Below are 20,532 nucleotides of genomic sequence, written 5' to 3' on the forward strand. Positions count from 1 at the left end.
AGAATGAATAATGATAAAGTTGCAACAATATTAGTTACATTTAATCGGTTGGAGTTATTAAAGAAATCAATCAAAAAATTGGAACAACAAACCTATCAAATATCTAAGATATTTATAATAAATAATTGCAGCACTGATGATACTGCTGAATATCTAAATAACTTTAATAATAATAATTTGTTTCAAATTATAAATTTAGATAATAATATTGGTGGAGCAGGTGGGTTTAGTTATGGATTGAAGGAATCACATAATCAGGGAGATTATGATTTTTATTGGATTATGGACGATGACACAATGCCAGAGCCAACAGCTTTAGAAGAACTTATGCAAGTTGATTGTAAAAATGGAGTACTAGCAAGTAATGTTTTATGGGGTAATACCAATTCTCCAGCAATAATGAATGTTCCGGAACCGGATAGATATTGGACTACAGGATCGCTTGATGGTTTAAATAAGATAAAATCAACCTCATTTGTTTCAATGCTAGTTAGTAATAACGCATTAGAAGAATGTGGGTTACCAATTAAGGAGTTTTTTATTTGGGGTGATGACGTAGAATTTTCTAGAAGAATTATTAGAAAATTTGGTGGTTACTTTGTTCCTAATAGTATTGTTAGACATGAAACTAAGAATAATACAACTGTGGACATAATTGAAGAAAATAATCCTAATCGCTTAGGAAGATATTTTTATGCCGTTAGAAATAAAATGTTTATGGATAAACAGGATGGAATTAAATCATTATTGAAAAATGAATGTAGTTATTTTATGTTAATTTTTAAAATAATTTTTTCAAAAAATGAATTTAAAATTGAAAAAATAAAAAATGTAGTTAAAGGACATTTATTTGGAATTGTATTTAATCCAAAAATAAGATATATAAAAAATAAGTGATTATATATATATTAGGGGGGGAAAATTTATTTTTAATATAAAAAAACAATTTAAATATAATTTTTTTAGCATATTTTTATTTTTTATAACAGCATTATTCATGAGTTTTTATCTTGCTAAAAGTGGGGAAATAGTTATGGAAGCCGATTTTTCTTTTCATGCTTCAAAAGTACAACAAATATTTGAAAATCTAAAAGAAGGAAAAATATTTACTTTTATAGCAACAAACACTTTTCAACATACCGGAGTTGGAAACTTCCTGTTCTACCCATCTGTTTTTTTATATCCATGGGCTATTTTAAAATTTTTTTTAAATCCAATTGATGCTTATTATTGTTGGATAGGTTTAATAACTTTTTCAACATTTTTAATTAGTTATTTTTGTATGATGAAATTTTCCGAAAATACTTTTAGAAGTTTAGTTTTTAGCTATATTTATGTATTAGCACCATATAGGCTATTTGTTAGCTTAGGAACACATGGAGAACTACTTACTGCAACTTTTTTACCAATTGTTTTTTTAGGACTATATAATATAGTATATGGTGATTATGATAAATGGTATGTTTTGAGCATTGGATTAGCTCTAGTTTCTTATGGACATATATTAAGTATTTTTATAATTTTTGAAATTTTTGTTGGGTTGTTATTTTTAAAATTTATATTTGGAAATTCAATTAGTTTTAAAAGAATAAAATTTTTGATAAAAAGTGCATTTTTAACATTATTGTTAGTCTTACCAATATTGATTCCCTTTTTAACTGATTTACTTGGACAAAATATTATTAAACCGTATAGAGGAATCGGCCTTACAACCGATCCATTTAATGTTTTTCAAATGTCAATTAATAATGGTTTAGGATTTAGTGTTGGTTTGATCTTATTGGTATTTTTATTAACTGGATGGTTATTTGTAAAGCAACCTAATAGAATTTATTATTATATGGGACTAGCTTTAACGATTATTTCAACAACTATCTTTCCATGGCATCTATTCAATAACACCATACTAGCAACTGTTCAAATTACCTATAGATATATTTTGTATGCATCGTTCTTTTTATCTGTTTCTATATCAGGAGAACTACAAAGTATAACTTACAAAGAATTTTATAAAAAATTTAATGATAAATCGATTTTAATATTTGGATTAGTTATTATGAGTGCAGGATTTTTATTGTACTGCTCTTCGTTTTCAGAATATTATTCTAAATTGAACTCAACCAGTTCAGAAGAGTATTTAAAAAAGCCTGAAGGTAATAAAGTTCCAAATCTATCGTACACTAAATTAGATAAGAATAATTATAATGATTTGTTTTATTATCAAGTTAGCAATGGAGAAAGAGATTATTATCCACAAAAATCTTTTGATAACTCCGAATCGATAATTAATAATATTTCTTACTTAAATGGAAAAAGTACAAAAATAACTCCAAAATATAAAGATAATAAAATAATTTATAGAATTAAATTAAAAGGTGATACTGTGGTTGATTTACCAACAATTGTTTATAAAAACACTTACGTGAGAATTAATCATAAAAAAGCAAATTTTGAAGATAGTTCAAGGGGAACAGTTTTTGTTAATTTAAATAAGGGATTATATAATATTGAAGTTGGATATAAACCTCCAATTATTTATTTTATTGGTATTTTGATTTCTGTTCTAACTTGGATTTATATTCTATTATTTTATTTTAAAAGTAGATAAAATAAAAAAGCCTTGATTCAATCAATTGAATCAAGGCTTTTTCTCAAACTAGCAACCCTTAATGTCTCCAGAAATACCTGCAGCATTTTCATTCTTAGTTGCATCTTTAGTGGTTACTTGACCATCCATCATTCCACCATCATTCTTCAATTGAAGGAAGTTGCTCTTAAAGTCAATCTTCATTCCTGGTTCAAAGAATGTAGTGTCATTTTTACTCGTATAGAAAGGAACCTCTTGGCTGTTTTCCATCTTAATGTCATATGGTGCTTCTAATTCTTTAACACCAACAACTTGGAAAGTATCACCAACTGAACATGCACCACCACCAGCTGAATATTGGTTAGAACCATCATCTGCTGTTAGTAAGTAGTATGCTGCTTCTGGTAATCTTTTCTTGATATAAGTCAAAGCTTCGTTAGTAATTGTTAAATCCATTGTAAATTCCTCCTTTATTTAAATTACTATATTATAGTATCATTGTATTTTTTATATTGCAAACAATTAAGTTTATATATTTAACTTTTTACACATTTTAAATTATCAAAGTTACATTAGTAACCTTTATTTATTGACTATGCTAAAATTGACCCATTAACAATAATATTGTGAGGTAAAGAAATGGTAATGTATAAAGATCTAGAAGGCAAAACTGCAGTAATCACTGGAGGAAACTCTGGAATTGGGGCAGCAATTGCCGAACGTCTTGGTAAGGAACACATGAATATTGTGATTAACTACCGCAAGAACCTAGATTCAGCAAAAACAACTGCTGAAATCGTAAAACAAAACGGTGGTAAGGTAATTATCAAGCAAGGTGATATTAGCCAAGATGGAATTGCAGATGAATTAATCGATGCTGCAGTTAAAGAATTTGGTGAAATGGATATTTTCTTCAATAATGCCGGAATGGAAACTCAAAAACCAACTCATGAAGTTTCATTAGATGAATGGAACCGAGTTATCTCCGTTAACTTAAATGGTACTTTCTTAGGTACTAAAGCAGCCATTAACTATTGGATTAAAAATAATAAGCAAGGTAATGTAATCAATACTTCTTCAGTTCACCAACAAATTCCATGGCCTACTTTTGCCAGTTATGCTGCAAGTAAAGGTGGAATTAAATTATTCACTGAAACTACCGCAATGGAATACGCTAAAAAGAACATTCGAATTAATCAAATTTGTCCTGGTGCAATTAATACTCCAATCAATGCAGAAAAATTTAGTGATCCAGCAGCATATGCAGAAACAGCATCAATGGTACCAATGGGTCGAATTGGAAAACCAGAAGAAGTATCTGCTGGAGCAGCTTGGTTAGCTTCAGATGAATCAAGTTATGTTACTGGGCAATCACTATTTATTGATGGTGGAATGGTACTATATCCAGCTTTTCAGGATGGTAAGGGATAAATTATAGAAGTTTATTTTTTAATATTTTAAAAGAGATTAATAGATTGTGTATAATCTATTAATCTCTTTTTGTTTAAAATTAACAAAGATTACGTTGTATATATATAATATTAATAGTAATATTATATATATTGTTTTGTTTTGTAATTTATATTTTAATATTTAAGGAGTATGCATTGAATTATTTGAATAAGATTTTAAAAAGTAAATTCAGTATTATACTATCTTTTTTGCTTTTAAGCATAGTGCAAGTTAAACCTTTCATAACTAAAAATTTAATGTTAAAAAATTGGGGTAATTTTTTTGATATTGATTTTCATGTTTGTAGATTAATTAGCATGAATGATATATTTACACATCCAATCAACTATACTGTTTTTTCTCAAACTGGTAATGGTACAAATTTATTCTATCCATGGATTTTTTTGTATCCAGCTAATTTAGTTGCTAAATTATTTAATAGTTACGTAATTGGATATATATCACTTTTTGTCTTAATAACTTTTTCAACGTTTTTAGTTTATTTTTATTGCGGTAAATATTTTTTTAAATCATCTAAAGCTGCATCTCTATTTAGTGTTGTATATGTTTTTTCTAATGTTAGATATCAGTATGGATATTTTCTAAATGATTTTGGTCATTTTACAGCTATGATATTTTTACCATTAGTTTTTTTATATTGGCATAAAATTGTATTTAAAAAAGAAAACTCCTGGATTGGATTAGCAGTTTCTATGTCTCTGCTAGCCTATTCCCATGTATTATCGACATTATTAGCTGGGTTCTTATTAATTATACTGAGTCTTTTCTTTTTTAAAAATAGTTTTAATAAATTTGTAGTTATTAATTTTTTTAAAGCTACGATTTCATTTTTATTTATAACCGCCTTTTTTTGGGTGACACTTTTACAGCAATTAATTATGGTTCGTACTACAAAACCAATCACATTCCTATTACAGTCTACAGCATATGCTCCGAAAGAAATGCTGAAATCAGCTCTAAGTGATAATTTAAATGCTACTGCTACAGGATCCATTGGTATAATTGGACTTTTTACTATCATAATTGGAACCTTGATGCTGATTAAATCAACTTATCGTTTTAAAGTTATATACTTTTTGTCTATTGGGACATTATTTATTACTACTAATAAAGTACCGTGGAAAATATTTCAACATACTCCAATAAGCGTAATTCAATTTCCGTTTAGATTTATAGAATTTACAAGTTTGTTTTTAGCTCTGTTCTTTGTCATGATAATTCAAAGATTAATTAAGCTAAATTTGAAAAAAACTTTTTTGATTAGTGCAATAGTTGTTTCCTTAGGATTTACAACCTCAACTATTTTAGTTAATTCTAAATTGAAGATAGAAACAAAATATTATTCTAATAGTAATGACTTTAGAAATATTAGTAGAAATTATGCAACAAAAGACTATGTTCCTTTAAAATCATCAGCAGGAATGATTACTACGCAAGGTGGTATTGTAAGAGAACATGATATAAAGAAAAATATTATTGATAAAAAATATTTAATTAATGGAAGTGATTCTCCTATAAAAGCTTATTATGGTGATACTAATGTAATGATTAACTTAGAAGATATCAATCATAATTATGTGTTAGATACACCTATTTACTATTATGAAGGTACTTTTGCAAAAATAGATGGTAAAATTACTAATGTTAAACAAAGTGATCGTGGAACTGTCCAACTGGAAATACCTAAACATAGTAAAAAGTTAGAAATAACTAATGAATATACTAATTTGGCTAAATTTTCTGCAATACTGTCACTAACAACCTTATTATTTATATTGTTTAATTTATATTTTAGAAAATTAAAAAAATAAAAGGATCAGTAGATTTTTAAATCTACTAATCCTTTTTATTTTGAATTACTTAGCTTCAATCTTAATTTTATCATCATCAAGTGTTGCTTTTAATTCTTTAACGTCTTGGTGATCAAGGTAGAACATTGCTATCTTATCTCTAAGTTGTTGTTCAATTACTCGACGAAGTGGACGAGCACCCATTGCTTCATCGTAACCTTGTTCCATTAACCATTCTTTTACATCGTCACTGATTTCAATCTTCATGTCTTTTTTAGCAAGGGTTTTGTTTAAACCAACAATCATAAGATCAACGATTTGGCTCAAATCTTCCTTAGTTAAGTGACTGAATTCAACAATTGCATTAAAACGGTTTAAGAATTCAGGTCTGAAGTATGGTGCTAATTTATCCATAATCTTCATATCTTCAGCTTGATTTTTAGTGATGGCATCATTACTGAATCCGGCATTAGAAGTAGCAATCACAACGGAGTTTTTAAAGTTAACTACGTTTCCTTGACCGTCAGTTAAGCGACCATCATCCATTACTTGAAGAAGAAGGGTGATAACTTGTGGGTTAGCCTTTTCAATTTCATCAAGTAAGATGATTGAGTAAGGATTTCTTCTAACTCTTTCAGTAAGGGTATTACCATTATCGTTGTAACCAACGTATCCGGCAGTTGCACCAATCATTTTTGATACTGCCGTTTCATCTTGGTATTCAGACATATCTAATCTGATGATAGAATCTTCATTATTAAACATATCTTTAGCAAGTTGTTTTACTAACTCAGTTTTACCAGTTCCAGTAGGTCCGACGAAGAGAAAGGAACCAATAGGACGGTTACCATCATCAAAACCAGCCCGGTTACGACGAATAGCATCAACCACTGCATCAACCGCTTCATCTTGACCAATAATGTGTGATTTTAGTCGAGCATCCATACTCTTTAATCTTTCCATATCATCGGTACTCATTTGTGAAACTGGAATTCCGGTAAGACTTTCCACTGATACCGCAATGTCTGATGGAATTGCTACTGGCATCTCGGTTGTATCACTAGCACTGTTGAGTTTCTTTTCGATTTCCTCAATACGATTCTTGTCGTTTAGGGCTGCTTCAAAGTTTTCATCTAGTGCATGTTGATCTTTTTGTTCCTTAGCTTCTTTAAGTTCTTTTTCTAGAGTTACTTTATCAGTTACGGGGTGTTTTGCTGCTAAATGAGCAGCAGTCATATCGATTAAATCAATTGCTTTATCAGGCAATGATCTTTGTGGAATGTACTGTTCTGAGTAATCAATTGCTGCCTTTAAGGTATCATCGGGAAGCTTTACTTGGTGATGATCTTCGTAGGATTTGCGAATTCCTTTCAAGATAGCAAGGGTAGTTTCTTTACTAGGGGCATTTACTAAAACATCATTGAAACGACGAGCAAGAGCAGCATCTTTCATAATGGTGTTTCTATATTCATCTTGAGTAGTAGCACCAATTACTGAAATCTCACCACGAGATAGCGCAGGTTTCAAGATATCTGATAAACCTTTTCCACCGTTATCATCACCAGTAGAACCAGCTCCTACGATTTGGTGAATTTCGTCAAAGAATAGAATTACGTTTTTACGTTCTTCTACTTCCTTAATTAATTTTTGAATATTTTCTTCGTAAGCACCACGATATTGAGTTCCGGCTTCTAATGAAGACAAATCAATTGAGATGATTTGTTTGTCTTTAATTGTTGCAGGAACATCACCCTTCACAATTTTTTGGGCTAATCCTTCCACAATAGCAGTTTTACCCACTCCAGCATCACCAACTAAAATTGGGTTGTTCTTAATCCGACGACTAAGAATCTCAGCTGCTTCTTGAATTTCCTTATCTCTGCCAATTACAGGATCTAATAATCCTTGTTTGGCTTCTTCGGTTAAATTACGACCAATTTTGTCTAAGTAACTTTCTTGTTTTGGTTGAGGAGCATTTTGTTGGTTTTGATTATGTACACCTTGTTGACCAGGTATTTTTCCAGTTCTTCTCATTTCAGCTACTTGGTCAGCAGTTAGTTCATGACCATTAACAATGTAACGAGTATTACGATCGGCATTATTCATATTGCCGAAGAAGCTGTTAAAGATATCATCCATTCCGTTTCCAAATGGATCGTTTCCAAAATTATTATTTGCCATAGAATAATCCTTCTTTCGTATTTAATTATTTTTATTTAATGAAAGTTCTTCTCAAACTTTCTATTGTTATTATATCCCCAGCAAATTGATAAATAAAGCAAAAAGGTCAGCAAAGGTCAAAAATTAAGCATTCCTTAATTAATTATTAAAAAGGATGGTATTACCGAAAAAATTTTGAAAAACTTAAACTGTTTGGTAAACTATAGATATTATGGTTACAAGAATTAGAGGAGAAATGTTATGACAGAAAGTCGCATGGATCGTGGACCAAAAATCAAAAAAAATCACAAAAAGAGAAAAACGATTTTAAGCATTATTTTGATAGTATTGATTGCCTTAGTTGCATTTGGTACATATCGTTATATTTCAATTAAAAATGCCGTGGATGATTCATATAAAAGCTCAGGAATTGAAAAACAAAGAGATACTTCTGAATTATTGAGTCAAAAGAAACCAATTTCAATTCTTTTGATGGGTACTGATACGGGGGAACTAGGTCGAGATTACAAAGGTAGAACGGACTCAATGATGGTAGTTACTATTAATCCACAAACTAATAAGACGTTAATTACTAGTATTCCTCGTGATACTGCAGTCAAGATACCAGGCTATGAAAATTATGGAGTGGCAAAGATTAACGCTGCATACGCTTATGGTAGTGCTAAGACATCTATTGATACAGTACAAAAGATGTTGAACATTCCAATTGACTTCTACGCTGTTATTAATATGAAAGGACTAGAACAAATTATTAATCAAGTTGGTGGAGTTACAGTAAATCCACTACTAAGCTTTGATTATGAGGGCTATCACTTTACTAAAGGTGAACCAACTAAGATGAATGGGGCAAAAGCTTTAGCATATACTCGGATGAGATATGATGATCCGGAAAATGATTTTGGTCGGGAAAAACGGCAACGTCAAGTACTTGAAACAGTTGCCAAAAGTAGTGGATCTGTAAATGCAATTTTAAATCCTAACTTTATCAATTCGTTATCTAAATCAACTCAAACTGATATTAGTTTTGGTGATTTAACCAAGATTGCCACTGGATACCTAGGTGCAAGAGATAATATGGAAAATACTTATCTCCAAGGTCAATCAGAAAGCAATATTAATGGTCAAAGTATGGAAGTTACTCCTAATAGTGAGCTTCAGAATACTACTAACCAAATTAGAAACAGTTTAGGACTTGATGAAGCAGGTACTGGAGATATTGCGGTAGAAAATTAAATTAGGAGAAATACCTTGGAATATAGTCAAACTAAATATTTTTTATTTGAAATTAATGAATATCTAAATAGTTATAATTTTATGATTATATTTTTTATCACAATGTTTTTATTATCCACTTTGTTTTTTATTTATAGTTATTTTAATTCGGAACAATTCTTTTTCAAACGAATGAAAAAGAATAAAACATTTAATGTTATATGCTTTTTCTCTGTCGTTTTAATTTATTTTGTTATGTTTATTACTATCACTGGTAGAAATTATAGTGTTGATAGTCCTAACGAAATCATTAAATCAAATAATGAAAATATTGTAGCGAAAGGTAAAATCGTCTCTGGCGATGATAATGGGGATAACGTTAATGTTGAATTTTATTATAATGGTAGGATGTATAATCAACCGGTAGCAACATTTCCACATGAGATTGATCTATCAAAAAAGGATTTCCAAATGTTCGAAATGCTTTATATCAAACCTGAATCTAAAAAATTAATAGGTAGTGAAATAAATATTGTTTTTAAACCTTATAAATATAAATATACTAATAGAAAACATTTTAAAGTTAAAAGCTATAATGACAAATTAAAACAAATTAATTCTAATATGGTAAATTCAGAAGTTAAAATTGTTAAATAAAAAGGAGATGATTGAAATTACTTATGGGATTGCGTACATTGGATTAATTTTTTTATTTCTAATTATCGGATTAAAAATAAAGAATGACTTTTTTAAAATTTTTTTATTTTCATTTGATTTTCTAATATCCTTTTTATCATTTTTTGTTCATCCAGCTAAGTATCATTTTTTTGATACAATTAGGTTTAATTTTCTTTTAGATACTGCTCGATCAATAAATGTTAAAAATTCTTACTTTGATGGTTTAAATTGGTTGCTCCATTTTTCTGAGTATAAAGGACAGCCTCTAGTTGCATTCTATATATGGATATATACTTTTTTTGAAAATAATGGTTTTTTCTTTTTTGGAACAACTTTCTTATTTATTTCAATAGTGATAGTTTTATTACTTTTATCTAAAAAATATTTTTCTTTAACAAATAATAGTGTTGTTTTAACGTTATTTTTCTTTTTTGGTTCTTTCAATATGTTTTTTGAAGTTGAAGGAGTACGGAATTTTCTTTCTTTTATAATCTTAACGCTTTGTTTATTTATTGATATATTTAATAGTGATCTCAATAAAAGAAAGATATATGTTTATTTAGGATATTTAATTGCTATACTTATGCATCCTTTTTCTATTATTTTTATATTATTAAGGTTTTCATTGTTATTTATTAATGAATTTAAATTAGGCAATTTAATTAAGTATATTTTCTTTGAAATAGTATTAACATATAATTTATTAGTTTTAATTTTTGTAAATCTGCTTTCAAACATTAGTAATTTACCGTTTGTTGGTTTAATAATTGATAAGATGCAACATTATATTGCTGGACAAACAAATTTTAAAGCTCATGCTGGTTTAAAAGAAATTATATTTACTATATTTTTATTCTTTATATTATCTATTAATTTTTATCTATTCAAAAAATACTTTGAACAATACTTGTATTTAAGCATTGTTAAATATAATGAATATATATTTGTTATTATTTTATTTATTATTGGTTCAACGTTAAGTGTTCAATTATTTTTAAGATCGATAATGTTGTTACTTTTTATGATGCTACCTTTAATTGGTTATATGTTTTCTCTTGATTCTAATTCTCAAGTTAAAATATTAGGTCATAAAATCACAATGAATAAATTAATATTATATTTTAAAATAATAAATATTTTGACAGCATTAATAATGATGATTCATTGGTATTTACAAACTAATAGGTTTGTTATGCTTATTTTATAAGGGGGACAATGTAATGACTGATTATCTAGTAGTAGGTTCTGGATTGTTTGGAGCAACTTTTGCTCACGAAGCAGCTAAACGAGGGCATCATGTAGAAGTTATTGAAAAACGTGATCATGTGGCTGGTAACATCTACACAAAAGAAATAGAAGGAATTCAAGTTCACCAATTTGGTGCTCATATTTTTCATACAAAAATGAAAAATATTTGGGATTATGTTCAACAATTTGCTGAATTTAATAACTACATTAATAGTCCTGTAGCAAACTATAATGGTGAAATTTATAATCTTCCTTTCAACATGAATACCTTTAACAAACTATGGGGAGTTAAAACACCTGCAGAAGCTGCTGCAAAGATTGAAGAACAAAAAAAGAATGCTAATATTACTGAAGAACCTACTAACTTGGAAGAGCAAGCAATATCTTTAGTTGGTCCTGATATTTATGAAAAATTAATTAAGGGTTATACAGAAAAGCAATGGGGTAGAAAAGCAACTGATTTACCATCATTTATTATTAGAAGATTACCTGTAAGATTTATTTATGATAATAATTATTTCAGTGATCCTTACCAAGGTATTCCTAAGGGTGGATATACTAAAATTATCGAAAAGATGTTAGATAATGATTTAATTGATGTGAAGTTAAATACAGACTTTTTTGATAATAAAGATGGGTATCTTGAATCAGGGAAGAAAATTATTTTCACCGGTATGATTGATCAATTCTTTGAATATTCATTAGGAGAACTTGAATATCGGAGTCTTCGCTTTGAAAGTGAAGTTAAAGATGTTGATAATTATCAAGGTAATGCGGTGGTTAACTATACTGATGCTGAAACACCTTATACTAGAGTGATTGAACATAAACACTTTGAATTTGGAAAAGGTAATAAAGGTAAAACAGTTATTACTCATGAATATCCAAAAGATTGGAAACGTGGGGATGAACCTTATTATCCAATTGATAATAAGCAAAACCGTTCTTTATATAAAAAATATACAGAATTAGCTGAAAAAAATAATGATAACGTTGTTTTTGGTGGTCGATTAGGTCAATACCGTTATTACAATATGGATCAAACAATTATGTCAGCTTTACGTTTAGTTAAGAATGAGTTTGGTGAATAGTTGTTATGAAGGTAATAAAGAACTATTTATATAATGCTTCTTATCAAATTTTTGTTCTTCTAATACCTTTATTAACAACACCATATTTAGCAAGGGTATTAGGTCCTAAAGGTGTTGGAATAAACGCATTTACAAATGCAAATATTCAATATTTCATAATTTTTGGAAGTATCGGCGTTGCAATATACGGTAATCGACAAATTGCCTATGTTAGAGATAACAAAGAAAAGTTGACAAATACTTTTTATGAAATATTTTTCATGAAACTAGTTACAATTATAGTTTCCTATTTAGCTTTTTTCTTATTTTTATCATTAGTCGGTCACTATCAAAACTATTATTTAGCACAATCTTTATCTGTAATTGCAGCTGCCTTTGATATTACATGGTTTTTTCAAGGTGTAGAAAATTTTGCAGTTACTGTTTTACGTAATTTTATCGTTAAAATTATAACTTTGATTAGTATTTTTACCTTTGTTAAATCTTATGATGATTTAAGCGTTTATATATTAATTCTGTCTTTATCTCTATTAGCGGGTAATTTAACTCTTTTTCCGAGTTTGAGGCGATATATTAATTTACCAAATTGGAAAAACATTAATATCTTTAAGCATTTTAAACCAGCTTTAGTTTTATTTATTCCAGAAATAGCAACTCAGATATATTTAATTGTTAATAAGACAATGCTGGGAATCATGAGTTCTGTAACAGCTTCTGGTTATTTTGAACAATCAGATAAAATTGTCAAAATGTCATTAGCTGTTGTAACAGCTACGGGGCTAGTTATGTTGCCACATGTATCTAATGCTTTTAAAAAGGGTGAAGTAGAAAAGGTTAAAGGATATTTATATACTTCATTTGAATTTGTTACTGCAGTTGCTGTTCCTTTAACATTTGGAATTGCTGCGATTTCACATACGTTAGTGCCATTGTTTTTAACTAGTAAATTTTCACCTGTTATTTCACTAATGATGGTTGAATCAGTTGTTATTATTTTAATTGGTTGGAGTAATGCAATTGGAGTTCAATATTTAGTTCCAACTGGACAAAACAAAGCTTATAATTATTCAGTTATCTTGGGAGCAATTGTAAACATTATTATTAATGTTCCATTTATATTGCTTTGGGGAGCACTGGGAACGGTATTTGCAACAGTTATTTCAGAGATGGCTGTTACTGGATATCAAATGTATTCAGTTAGAAATCAAATTGATATGAATAAATTATTTTATGGATATTTTAAATATTTATTTGCTGGATTATTAATGTTTATAGCCGTTTTCAGTCTAAACATTTACTTATCTGAAACATGGTTGATACTAACAATTGAAATTATGGTTGGAGTTTTAATTTATGGTCTAGCCCTATTAGCATTAAAACCAAGATTAATACTAAATACTTTAATAAAAATTAGAAAATAGATAGATAGCTATGAAGGGGAATGTTTATTATGTATAAATTTATAAAAAGGTCTTTTGATATTCTTATTTCTGTTATTTCTCTTTTATTTATCGGAATTATTTGTATAATTTTTATACCATTCTATTTATTCGGTTCTAATAAGGGTCCCATGTTTTATAAACAAAAAAGAATTGGGTACAAAGGGAAACCATTTTACTTATATAAATTTAGATCAATGATTGTAAATGCTGATGAAGTTCTTTATGGAAATAAAGATTTATATAAAGAATTCAAAGAGAATGGTTATAAGTTACCAGATGGTAAAGATCCTAGAATAACTAAATTTGGGAGTTTTATTAGGAAAACATCAATTGATGAAATACCACAGTTTATTAATATTTTTAAGGGTGATATGTCTTTAATTGGTCCTCGACCAGTCGTTGAAAAAGAGTTGATTGAATATGGTGATAAGGTAAATGAATTTTTATCTATAAAACCTGGAGCAATGGGATATTGGCAAGCAATTGGTAGAAGTAATATTAAATATCCGGAAAGATGTGAGGTTGAATTGTATTATGTTCACCACGCTTCTCTTATATTTGATTTAAAAATTTTATTCAAATCAATTTTTAGTATCTTTAGTGGTAATGGAGCTTATTAATAATAAAAACTGTTAACCAATCGTTAGCAGTTTTTTTATTTACTTTTGTGCTTAATTTCACACAATTAAAATTTCACAAACCCTTGCTATTAAAGCAATATTTCAACTATAATAAAGAAAACTGTACTTAATTAAAATAAATATTCATAGGAGAATTTATATGTTTAAAATAACGGTATATAGTGTACGAGAAGTCGAAGTTCCTCTGTTTCATGAACTTAACAAATACAACTACGAATTAAACTTGGTGCAAGAACGTCTTTCTAAAGCAAACGTAGCTAAAGCTGAAGGTTCTAATGCCATTTTAGTTAGTGCTGGTGATGATACTGGTGAAGAAATCCTAGAAATTCTTTCTGGTTATGGGATTAAGATGGCCTTTACTCGTTCAGTTGGAGTTGATCGTTTTGACTTTGCTGCTGCTGACAGACTTGGGATTCAAGTTGCTAATGTTCCTAACTACTCAGCTCGTGCCGTTGCTGAACTAGCCTTTATTTTAGGAATTACCTTATTTAGACATATTTCTGAAGCAACTAACAACACTCACGGTGGAGATTTACGGATTCACACTAGTTACTTCTCAACTGAGATTGATAAGGCAACTGTAGGAATTGTCGGTGCTGGTACTCTAGGTACTGCCGAAGCTAAACTATATAAGGCTTTAGGAGCTCGTGTGTTAGCTTTCCAACGTCATCCAGATCCAACTAACGATGCCGTTGAATTCTCTGATATGGATACTCTATTGAAAGAATCAGACATTGTTTCCATTCACGTTCCTCATATCCCTGGTAAGACAGAAAACTTAATTGGTCAACCAGAGATTGATAAGATGAAAGATTCTGCTATTTTAGTTAATACTGCTCGTGGACCCGTGGTTGATAACGAAGCGGTTGCTAACTCAATTAAAAACCATACTTTAGGTGGTTATGGTACTGATGTTCTACTTGACGAAGCTAAGGTAATGGATAAGAAATTTGATTCATTAGATGATGTTCCTAATCAAATTGACAAAGACTTGATGAAGAATTATCCTAATGTAATCGTTACTCCACATATGGGATTCTTTACTGTTCCAGCTGTAACTGATATGATTTCAACTAGTTACGAAAACTTTGAAAGTACTATCAAAGATGGAAAACCCGTTCATGGAGTTGAACGCTAAAAAGTAGTAACGAAAAACTAGGAGGTAAACATGAAGACTAATTTATTAGATTTAGTGAAAAACCGTCGGACCGTTTATAACTTAGGAAAAAACGTTAATCTAGACCAAGATGAACTGTTTGAGTACGTCAAAGATTTGATACGCACTTTACCATCGGCTTTTAATAGTCAACCAGTTCGCGTAGTCATGCTTTTAAACGATCATCATGAACAACTTTGGGATTTAACCGCAGATATCTTAAATGAACGCTTAGAGCCAAATGCATTCTTACGAACTAAAGCTAAATTAAGTACCTTTAAGAATGCTTATGGAACCTTATTATTCTTTACTGATATGGATGTTGTTAAAGAATTTACGGATAATCCAAAGATTAAAACTTATCAGTACCAACAATTTAACTGGTCTGAAGAAGCGCAAGGAAATGCACAACTTACGGTTTGGACTGGATTAGAAGAAAATGGATTAGGAGTAAACTTACAACACTATGATCCGTTGATTAATGCAGCAGTTCGAACTAAGTTTGATATTCCTAGCAACTGGCAACTACGTGGTGAGATGAACTTTGGTTCAATTGAAGCACCTGCAGCTGAAAAAACTGTTATTGCTGACGAAAAGAGATTTAAACTATTTAAGTAAAAATGCTGATCGCTATGATTAGCATTTTTATTGTTTTAGGAGAAGAAAATGGAACAAATTGAAAAGAAGTTACTAAAGCTAAGAAAATTTGCTAACTTTGTGATTACCCCTTTATTTGCAATCATGTTGCTTAGCTATTATGTTCAAGGGGGAATGACTGTGCTGGTAACCAGTTTAGTCGTTTTGTGTTTAGCTGTTTACATTCCTTACATGGGAATTGTTTTATATTATGTAATGAAACGACGTAAATTAAATAAACAGGATAAATCTTAAGAATTTAAGCTTTTTTTAAATATCATAGAGAAACTTTAATTTTTGCTGTAAAATGAAAGTTGTACTGAATTTAAAGATGGGGAAGATAACTAGTGAAACGAATTAATAATAAGGCCAATATTTTTTCAGGAGTAATGATTGTGATTACGGCCTTTATTTTGTTGTCCTTTCAAATATTTGCTGGTAAACCAATCATTGGTTATGATACCTTTTTCCACTTTAATCGAATTTATGATACCGCTATGCAACTGGATCATCACACTATTAATTACTTTATGTCTAACTATGGTTATAGCCAGTCTGGTCAGATTGTAAATGCAGTTTATGGCCCCTATATGGCCTATTTTCTGGGGTTACTGTTACTAATCACTCATAGTTGGTTTTGGTTTCAAATTGTTTCGGATTTAATTCTGTTACTAGTTGGTGGCTTAGGCGCCTTTCTGTTATTTAGAAGACTAAAATTAAACCATTTCTTAGCGACCACCGGAGCAATTATCTTTATTTCCCAAAACTTTTTTACGTTTTGGATTACAAGTGCTGCCTTTTTAGACTGGGGAGTGATGTTGTTACCGTATGCGGTAATGATTGCTCTAAATTTAGCGGATGGATCTCCTAAACGGATTCATTATACGCTCGGTTTACTGGTGGCATTGTTACTTGAAATCCATGTTTTAAGTGCCGTTATTACAATTTTATTGTTTATTCCGTTTTTCTTAGTGGGAATGATCCGTTCCAAGGCACGACTTAAGTATCTAAAACGAATTTGCTTAAACATTTTATTAGCAATGCTGTTAGCGGCTAACTATCTTTTCGCATTTGTAAATGTGTTCTTTAATAATCAGTTAGTACCACCTTTTACGGTTTCCAATCTCCAAGAGGGGGGAATGCAGTTTATTTGGGACAACTCACTCCAAACGGGAATTGGTTGGGTTTTCATTTTTATAATTGTGGCTCAAATCTTTTTGATTATTATTAATACCTATCGAGAAAAGCTGAATATGTTGATCACCACGGTGGGACTTGTTTTCTTCTCACTATCTTCAGCTTCTTTTCCTTGGAATACGATTGGAAAACAGATTCCTATCCTCCAAGAATTTTTGCAATTTCCATCACGCTTTTGGTCAGTAGCGGCTCTGTTATTATTAACCGGCTTTTTAATGTCCCTTCACCAACTAGTTGAAAATAGTACGCCGCGACTCCAAAAGAACACCTACTATGCCTTTGCTGGGTTCTTAGCTATTTTGGCGATTATCATTGGAACTGGAAACGTGCGCCAACAATTAAACAATAACTGGCAGGTTAAGCATAATGAAGCACCCCAAAAACGGGTTTATGCCAAACATCTCTTGCCATATGGATTTTATGCGGAAGGAGTGACGGGCACTTCTTTAGCCAAAGATTTTCGTAGTTCTAATCTCCGTAAACCATTGGATGATGATATTCGGGGTGTTACTGATTATCTCCCTAATGAAACGAATAAACGGCAACCAGACCGGATTCAAGAACAATATACCGCTCAGATTATGGCAAATAATCCAGACTTTAAACGGACGGTTCCTTCTGGAGGTCAAGTAAAGTTAACTTGGAATAATGAAATGCAACAAATGCAGTCGGTTCCAGCAATTGTCTATGCTAACTCTAGAGTTGAGTTAAACGGACAACTCCTAACCAAGAAAAACACCAAATATACCGATGAAGAACATTTCTACCCTAACCACTATCAAACTAGTGATATTGGGGCGCTTTATGTACCAGCTAAGGTGGGAAAGAATGTCTTATCAGTTAGTTATGAGGCGCCGTGGTACGTTAACTGGGGAATCACTATTTCTGTAATCAGTTGGTTAACGTTAGTAGGGTATTTCTTGTTTAAAGGCTTTTTAAAAATTGAAAAATTCATCTTAAAATGATTGTGACAATGGGTTGCAATCATTTTTATTTTTTCGTTCGTAAATATGCTAAAATGGGTATTAACGGTAAATGATAGAGGAGTTTAATAATGCAAAAGTTATATTGGGATGCCATCATAATTAATGGCCAAAAAGTTTTTTATACGGTCACTGAAAATGGGCTTAACTTTGTTAGTTCACCAGGTCAGGGTGTTTCTCAAGTACTTAGCTTTTATAAAAATCAATCATTTGAATTTGTATATGATCATCGTAAAACGATTAGTTATCGCAAAGAATTTAAACGATTTTTAAAGGGAAAGCGGGAACGCTTCATTTTTAGTACAGATTATTTTGTTGATGGAACTCCACAACAGGAAGAAGTCTGGCAAAAAATTGGCGAAATACCCTATGGAGAAACTATTTCTGTAACTGAACTAGCGCAACAGCTAAAAATGTCAGTTTTGGAAATTGAAGATGCGATGCAAGCTTGTCCCATTTGGTTAGCAGTTCCCCTTCATCGAGTACTGGAGATAACTGATGCTTCTGAGAATCGAATTGATTCAAAATGTTGTGAATATCTTCGCGGAGTGGAACAAAAACATGCCTTAGGGGCAGACTAGTTAAGTCACTAGAGAGGTGACTGATACCGAGAGGAATTTAACTATGAAAAAACGACAGTTAACATTAATTTCATTAATTTTAATGATTTTCACTTCAATTTTTAACTTTGTAAATATCCCCCGTGCCTTTTATTTAATGGGCTATGCGGCAATTTTATGGTACGTCATTGCTGCAATTTGTTTCTTTTTACCCTTTGCGTTTATGGTAGCTGAGTTTGGTTCAGCCTTTCCCAATGCTAAGGGTGGTATTTATACCTGGATGTCAGAATCAGTAAATCCTAAGTTTGCTTTTGTGGGAATTGTAATGTGGTATACATCTTTTATCTCATGGATGTTAAACACCAGTTCCATTATTTGGATTCCCATTTCAACCGCAATTTTTGGAGTTGATAAGACCCAGAATTGGCATTTATTGGGCTTAAATGATGTCCAAACTTTGGGGATTTTGGCTTCATTACTAGTTATTGTGGTTACTTACATTGCTAGTCGTGGTTTAGGGAAGTTTAAGTTAATCACCTCAATTGGGGGATCCGCCATGTTATTGGCTAGTTTTATCCTAATTGTCGGTGGTTCCTTAATCTTGCTATTAAACGGCCATCCCCTACAGCCACTTAGTTTCTTGAGCTTATTAAAATCACCGGATGCTCAATACGCAACGGGAATTGGAACGCTTAGTTTCTCAGTTTTTGCTGTCTTTGCCTTTGGTGGAATTGAAATTATTAGTGGATTGGTTGATCAAACGAAGAATCCGGAAAAAACTTTCCCACGTGGAGTTACCATTAGTGCCATCTTGATTACTTTGGTGTACTGTTTGGGAATTTTCGTAACGGGAATGTTTACTAACTGGAACCACGTTTTTGCGGGGGACCACGTTAACTTAGGTAACGAAGCCTTCTTAGTAATGAACAACTTTGGTTACCAATTAGGGATAGCTTTGAACTTCTCTAATGGAGTTGCAACCGAGATTGGACTCTGGACCGCTCGCTACATTGGTTTTTCCATGTTTTTAGCTTTAATGGGAGCCTTTACAACGGTGGTCTTTTCGCCAATCAAACAATTGGTTGAAGGAACTCCAGAAAAACTCTGGTATAAACCATTACGTAAATTAAAAAATGGATTACCAGTTAATGCGATGATGGGTCAAGCGCTATTAGTAATTGCCTTTATCTTGCTAGTTTCCTTTGGAGGACAAAATGCCAAAGCTTTCTTCCAAGTGGTTATCTCAATGACTAACGTAGCAATTTCGTTACCATATCTATTTATTGCTTATGCTTATTTCATGTTTAGAAAGAATGAGCAGAAACAAGGTACCTTTACGTTCTTTAAACAAAAACGGACTGCGGTAGCCGCTGCAATTGTGGTTTTACTCACAGTTGGTTTAGCGATTGTCTTTACGGTGATTGCACCGGTACTACAAGGAAAAGCAATGACAACGATTTGGATGATTATTGGTCCCGTGATTTTTGCGGCATTAGCATTAATTATTTATGGTCGTTATGAGAAAAAAGAACTTTAAAATATTGGTAAAAGAGTTGTCCAATCAGGACAGCTCTTTTTTACTTAAACTAAACTTAACCAGTTAACTACTAATAATGCCCGTTCTGTTAGTGAATTTAACCCTTTAGTATAGTAAAAT

General features: G+C 30.8%; 18 protein-coding genes. 16 read left to right on the forward strand and 2 right to left on the reverse strand.

The window, feature by feature from the left end:
• The first annotated feature begins 3 nt into the window (after positions 1-3).
• Positions 4-897: a glycosyltransferase family 2 protein gene (locus R4B61_RS02865; protein WP_413628135.1), complete on the forward strand. Its 894-nt coding sequence runs from the start codon at positions 4-6 to the stop codon at positions 895-897.
• Positions 898-997: 100 nt separating this feature from the next.
• Positions 998-2,608 (forward strand): hypothetical protein, encoded by a 1,611-nt coding sequence (locus R4B61_RS02870; protein ID WP_413628136.1) that lies wholly within the window; start codon positions 998-1,000, stop codon positions 2,606-2,608.
• Between the two features lie 48 nt (positions 2,609-2,656).
• Here R4B61_RS02870 and R4B61_RS02875 read toward each other — a convergent pair whose 3' ends face one another.
• Complete coding sequence (locus R4B61_RS02875; protein WP_413628137.1) at positions 2,657-3,043, reverse strand: iron-sulfur cluster biosynthesis family protein; 387 nt, start codon at positions 3,041-3,043, stop codon at positions 2,657-2,659.
• A gap of 189 nt (positions 3,044-3,232) precedes the next feature.
• Here R4B61_RS02875 and R4B61_RS02880 point away from each other — a divergent pair, with 189 nt between their 5' ends.
• Together R4B61_RS02880 and R4B61_RS02885 are read left to right on the forward strand one after the other, a co-directional pair.
• Positions 3,233-4,018: a glucose 1-dehydrogenase gene (locus R4B61_RS02880; protein WP_413628282.1), complete on the forward strand. Its 786-nt coding sequence runs from the start codon at positions 3,233-3,235 to the stop codon at positions 4,016-4,018.
• 176 nt (positions 4,019-4,194) lie between these two features.
• Positions 4,195-5,871, forward strand: a complete 1,677-nt coding sequence (locus R4B61_RS02885) for a 6-pyruvoyl-tetrahydropterin synthase-related protein (RefSeq protein ID WP_413628138.1) — start codon at positions 4,195-4,197, stop codon at positions 5,869-5,871.
• A 45-nt stretch (positions 5,872-5,916) separates the two neighbouring features.
• Here the strand turns inward: R4B61_RS02885 and R4B61_RS02890 are convergent, their stop codons facing one another.
• The gene (locus R4B61_RS02890; RefSeq protein ID WP_413628139.1) at positions 5,917-8,031 is read right to left on the reverse strand and encodes an ATP-dependent Clp protease ATP-binding subunit; all 2,115 of its coding nucleotides are present in this window, start codon (positions 8,029-8,031) and stop codon (positions 5,917-5,919) included.
• 240 nt (positions 8,032-8,271) lie between these two features.
• Between R4B61_RS02890 and R4B61_RS02895 the strand changes: the two genes are divergently transcribed.
• From R4B61_RS02895 to yjeM, 12 genes are all read left to right on the forward strand, one after another.
• A complete protein-coding gene (locus tag R4B61_RS02895; protein WP_413628140.1) occupies positions 8,272-9,264 on the forward strand; it encodes an LCP family protein in 993 nt (330 codons plus the stop codon).
• Between the two features lie 15 nt (positions 9,265-9,279).
• Positions 9,280-9,900: a hypothetical protein gene (locus R4B61_RS02900; protein ID WP_413628141.1), complete on the forward strand. Its 621-nt coding sequence runs from the start codon at positions 9,280-9,282 to the stop codon at positions 9,898-9,900.
• 7 nt (positions 9,901-9,907) lie between these two features.
• A complete protein-coding gene (locus R4B61_RS02905) occupies positions 9,908-11,128 on the forward strand; it encodes an EpsG family protein (RefSeq protein WP_413628142.1) in 1,221 nt (406 codons plus the stop codon).
• A 13-nt stretch (positions 11,129-11,141) separates the two neighbouring features.
• A complete protein-coding gene (gene glf, locus R4B61_RS02910; protein ID WP_413628143.1) occupies positions 11,142-12,260 on the forward strand; it encodes a UDP-galactopyranose mutase in 1,119 nt (372 codons plus the stop codon).
• Between the two features lie 5 nt (positions 12,261-12,265).
• Positions 12,266-13,681 carry a polysaccharide biosynthesis C-terminal domain-containing protein gene (locus R4B61_RS02915; RefSeq protein WP_413628144.1) on the forward strand — a complete coding sequence of 472 codons (1,416 nt, stop codon included), beginning with the start codon at positions 12,266-12,268 and terminating at the stop codon, positions 13,679-13,681.
• A gap of 20 nt (positions 13,682-13,701) precedes the next feature.
• Positions 13,702-14,322, forward strand: a complete 621-nt coding sequence (locus R4B61_RS02920; protein ID WP_413628145.1) for a sugar transferase — start codon at positions 13,702-13,704, stop codon at positions 14,320-14,322.
• Between the two features lie 160 nt (positions 14,323-14,482).
• Positions 14,483-15,481: an NAD(P)-dependent oxidoreductase gene (locus tag R4B61_RS02925; protein WP_413628146.1), complete on the forward strand. Its 999-nt coding sequence runs from the start codon at positions 14,483-14,485 to the stop codon at positions 15,479-15,481.
• Positions 15,482-15,511: 30 nt separating this feature from the next.
• The gene (locus R4B61_RS02930; protein WP_413628147.1) at positions 15,512-16,117 is read left to right on the forward strand and encodes a nitroreductase family protein; all 606 of its coding nucleotides are present in this window, start codon (positions 15,512-15,514) and stop codon (positions 16,115-16,117) included.
• Positions 16,118-16,165: 48 nt separating this feature from the next.
• Positions 16,166-16,390, forward strand: coding sequence for a hypothetical protein (locus R4B61_RS02935; RefSeq protein WP_413628148.1), 225 nt, complete (start codon positions 16,166-16,168; stop codon positions 16,388-16,390).
• A gap of 92 nt (positions 16,391-16,482) precedes the next feature.
• Positions 16,483-18,297 (forward strand): MFS transporter, encoded by a 1,815-nt coding sequence (locus tag R4B61_RS02940; RefSeq protein WP_413628149.1) that lies wholly within the window; start codon positions 16,483-16,485, stop codon positions 18,295-18,297.
• Positions 18,298-18,386: 89 nt separating this feature from the next.
• Positions 18,387-18,896: an MGMT family protein gene (locus R4B61_RS02945; protein WP_413628150.1), complete on the forward strand. Its 510-nt coding sequence runs from the start codon at positions 18,387-18,389 to the stop codon at positions 18,894-18,896.
• Between the two features lie 43 nt (positions 18,897-18,939).
• Positions 18,940-20,412 (forward strand): glutamate/gamma-aminobutyrate family transporter YjeM, encoded by a 1,473-nt coding sequence (gene yjeM, locus R4B61_RS02950; protein WP_413628151.1) that lies wholly within the window; start codon positions 18,940-18,942, stop codon positions 20,410-20,412.
• Positions 20,413-20,532: the final 120 nt, after the last annotated feature.

Source organism: Fructilactobacillus vespulae, from assembly GCF_047324295.1.
Taxonomy (GTDB): Bacteria; Bacillota; Bacilli; order Lactobacillales; family Lactobacillaceae; genus Fructilactobacillus; species Fructilactobacillus vespulae.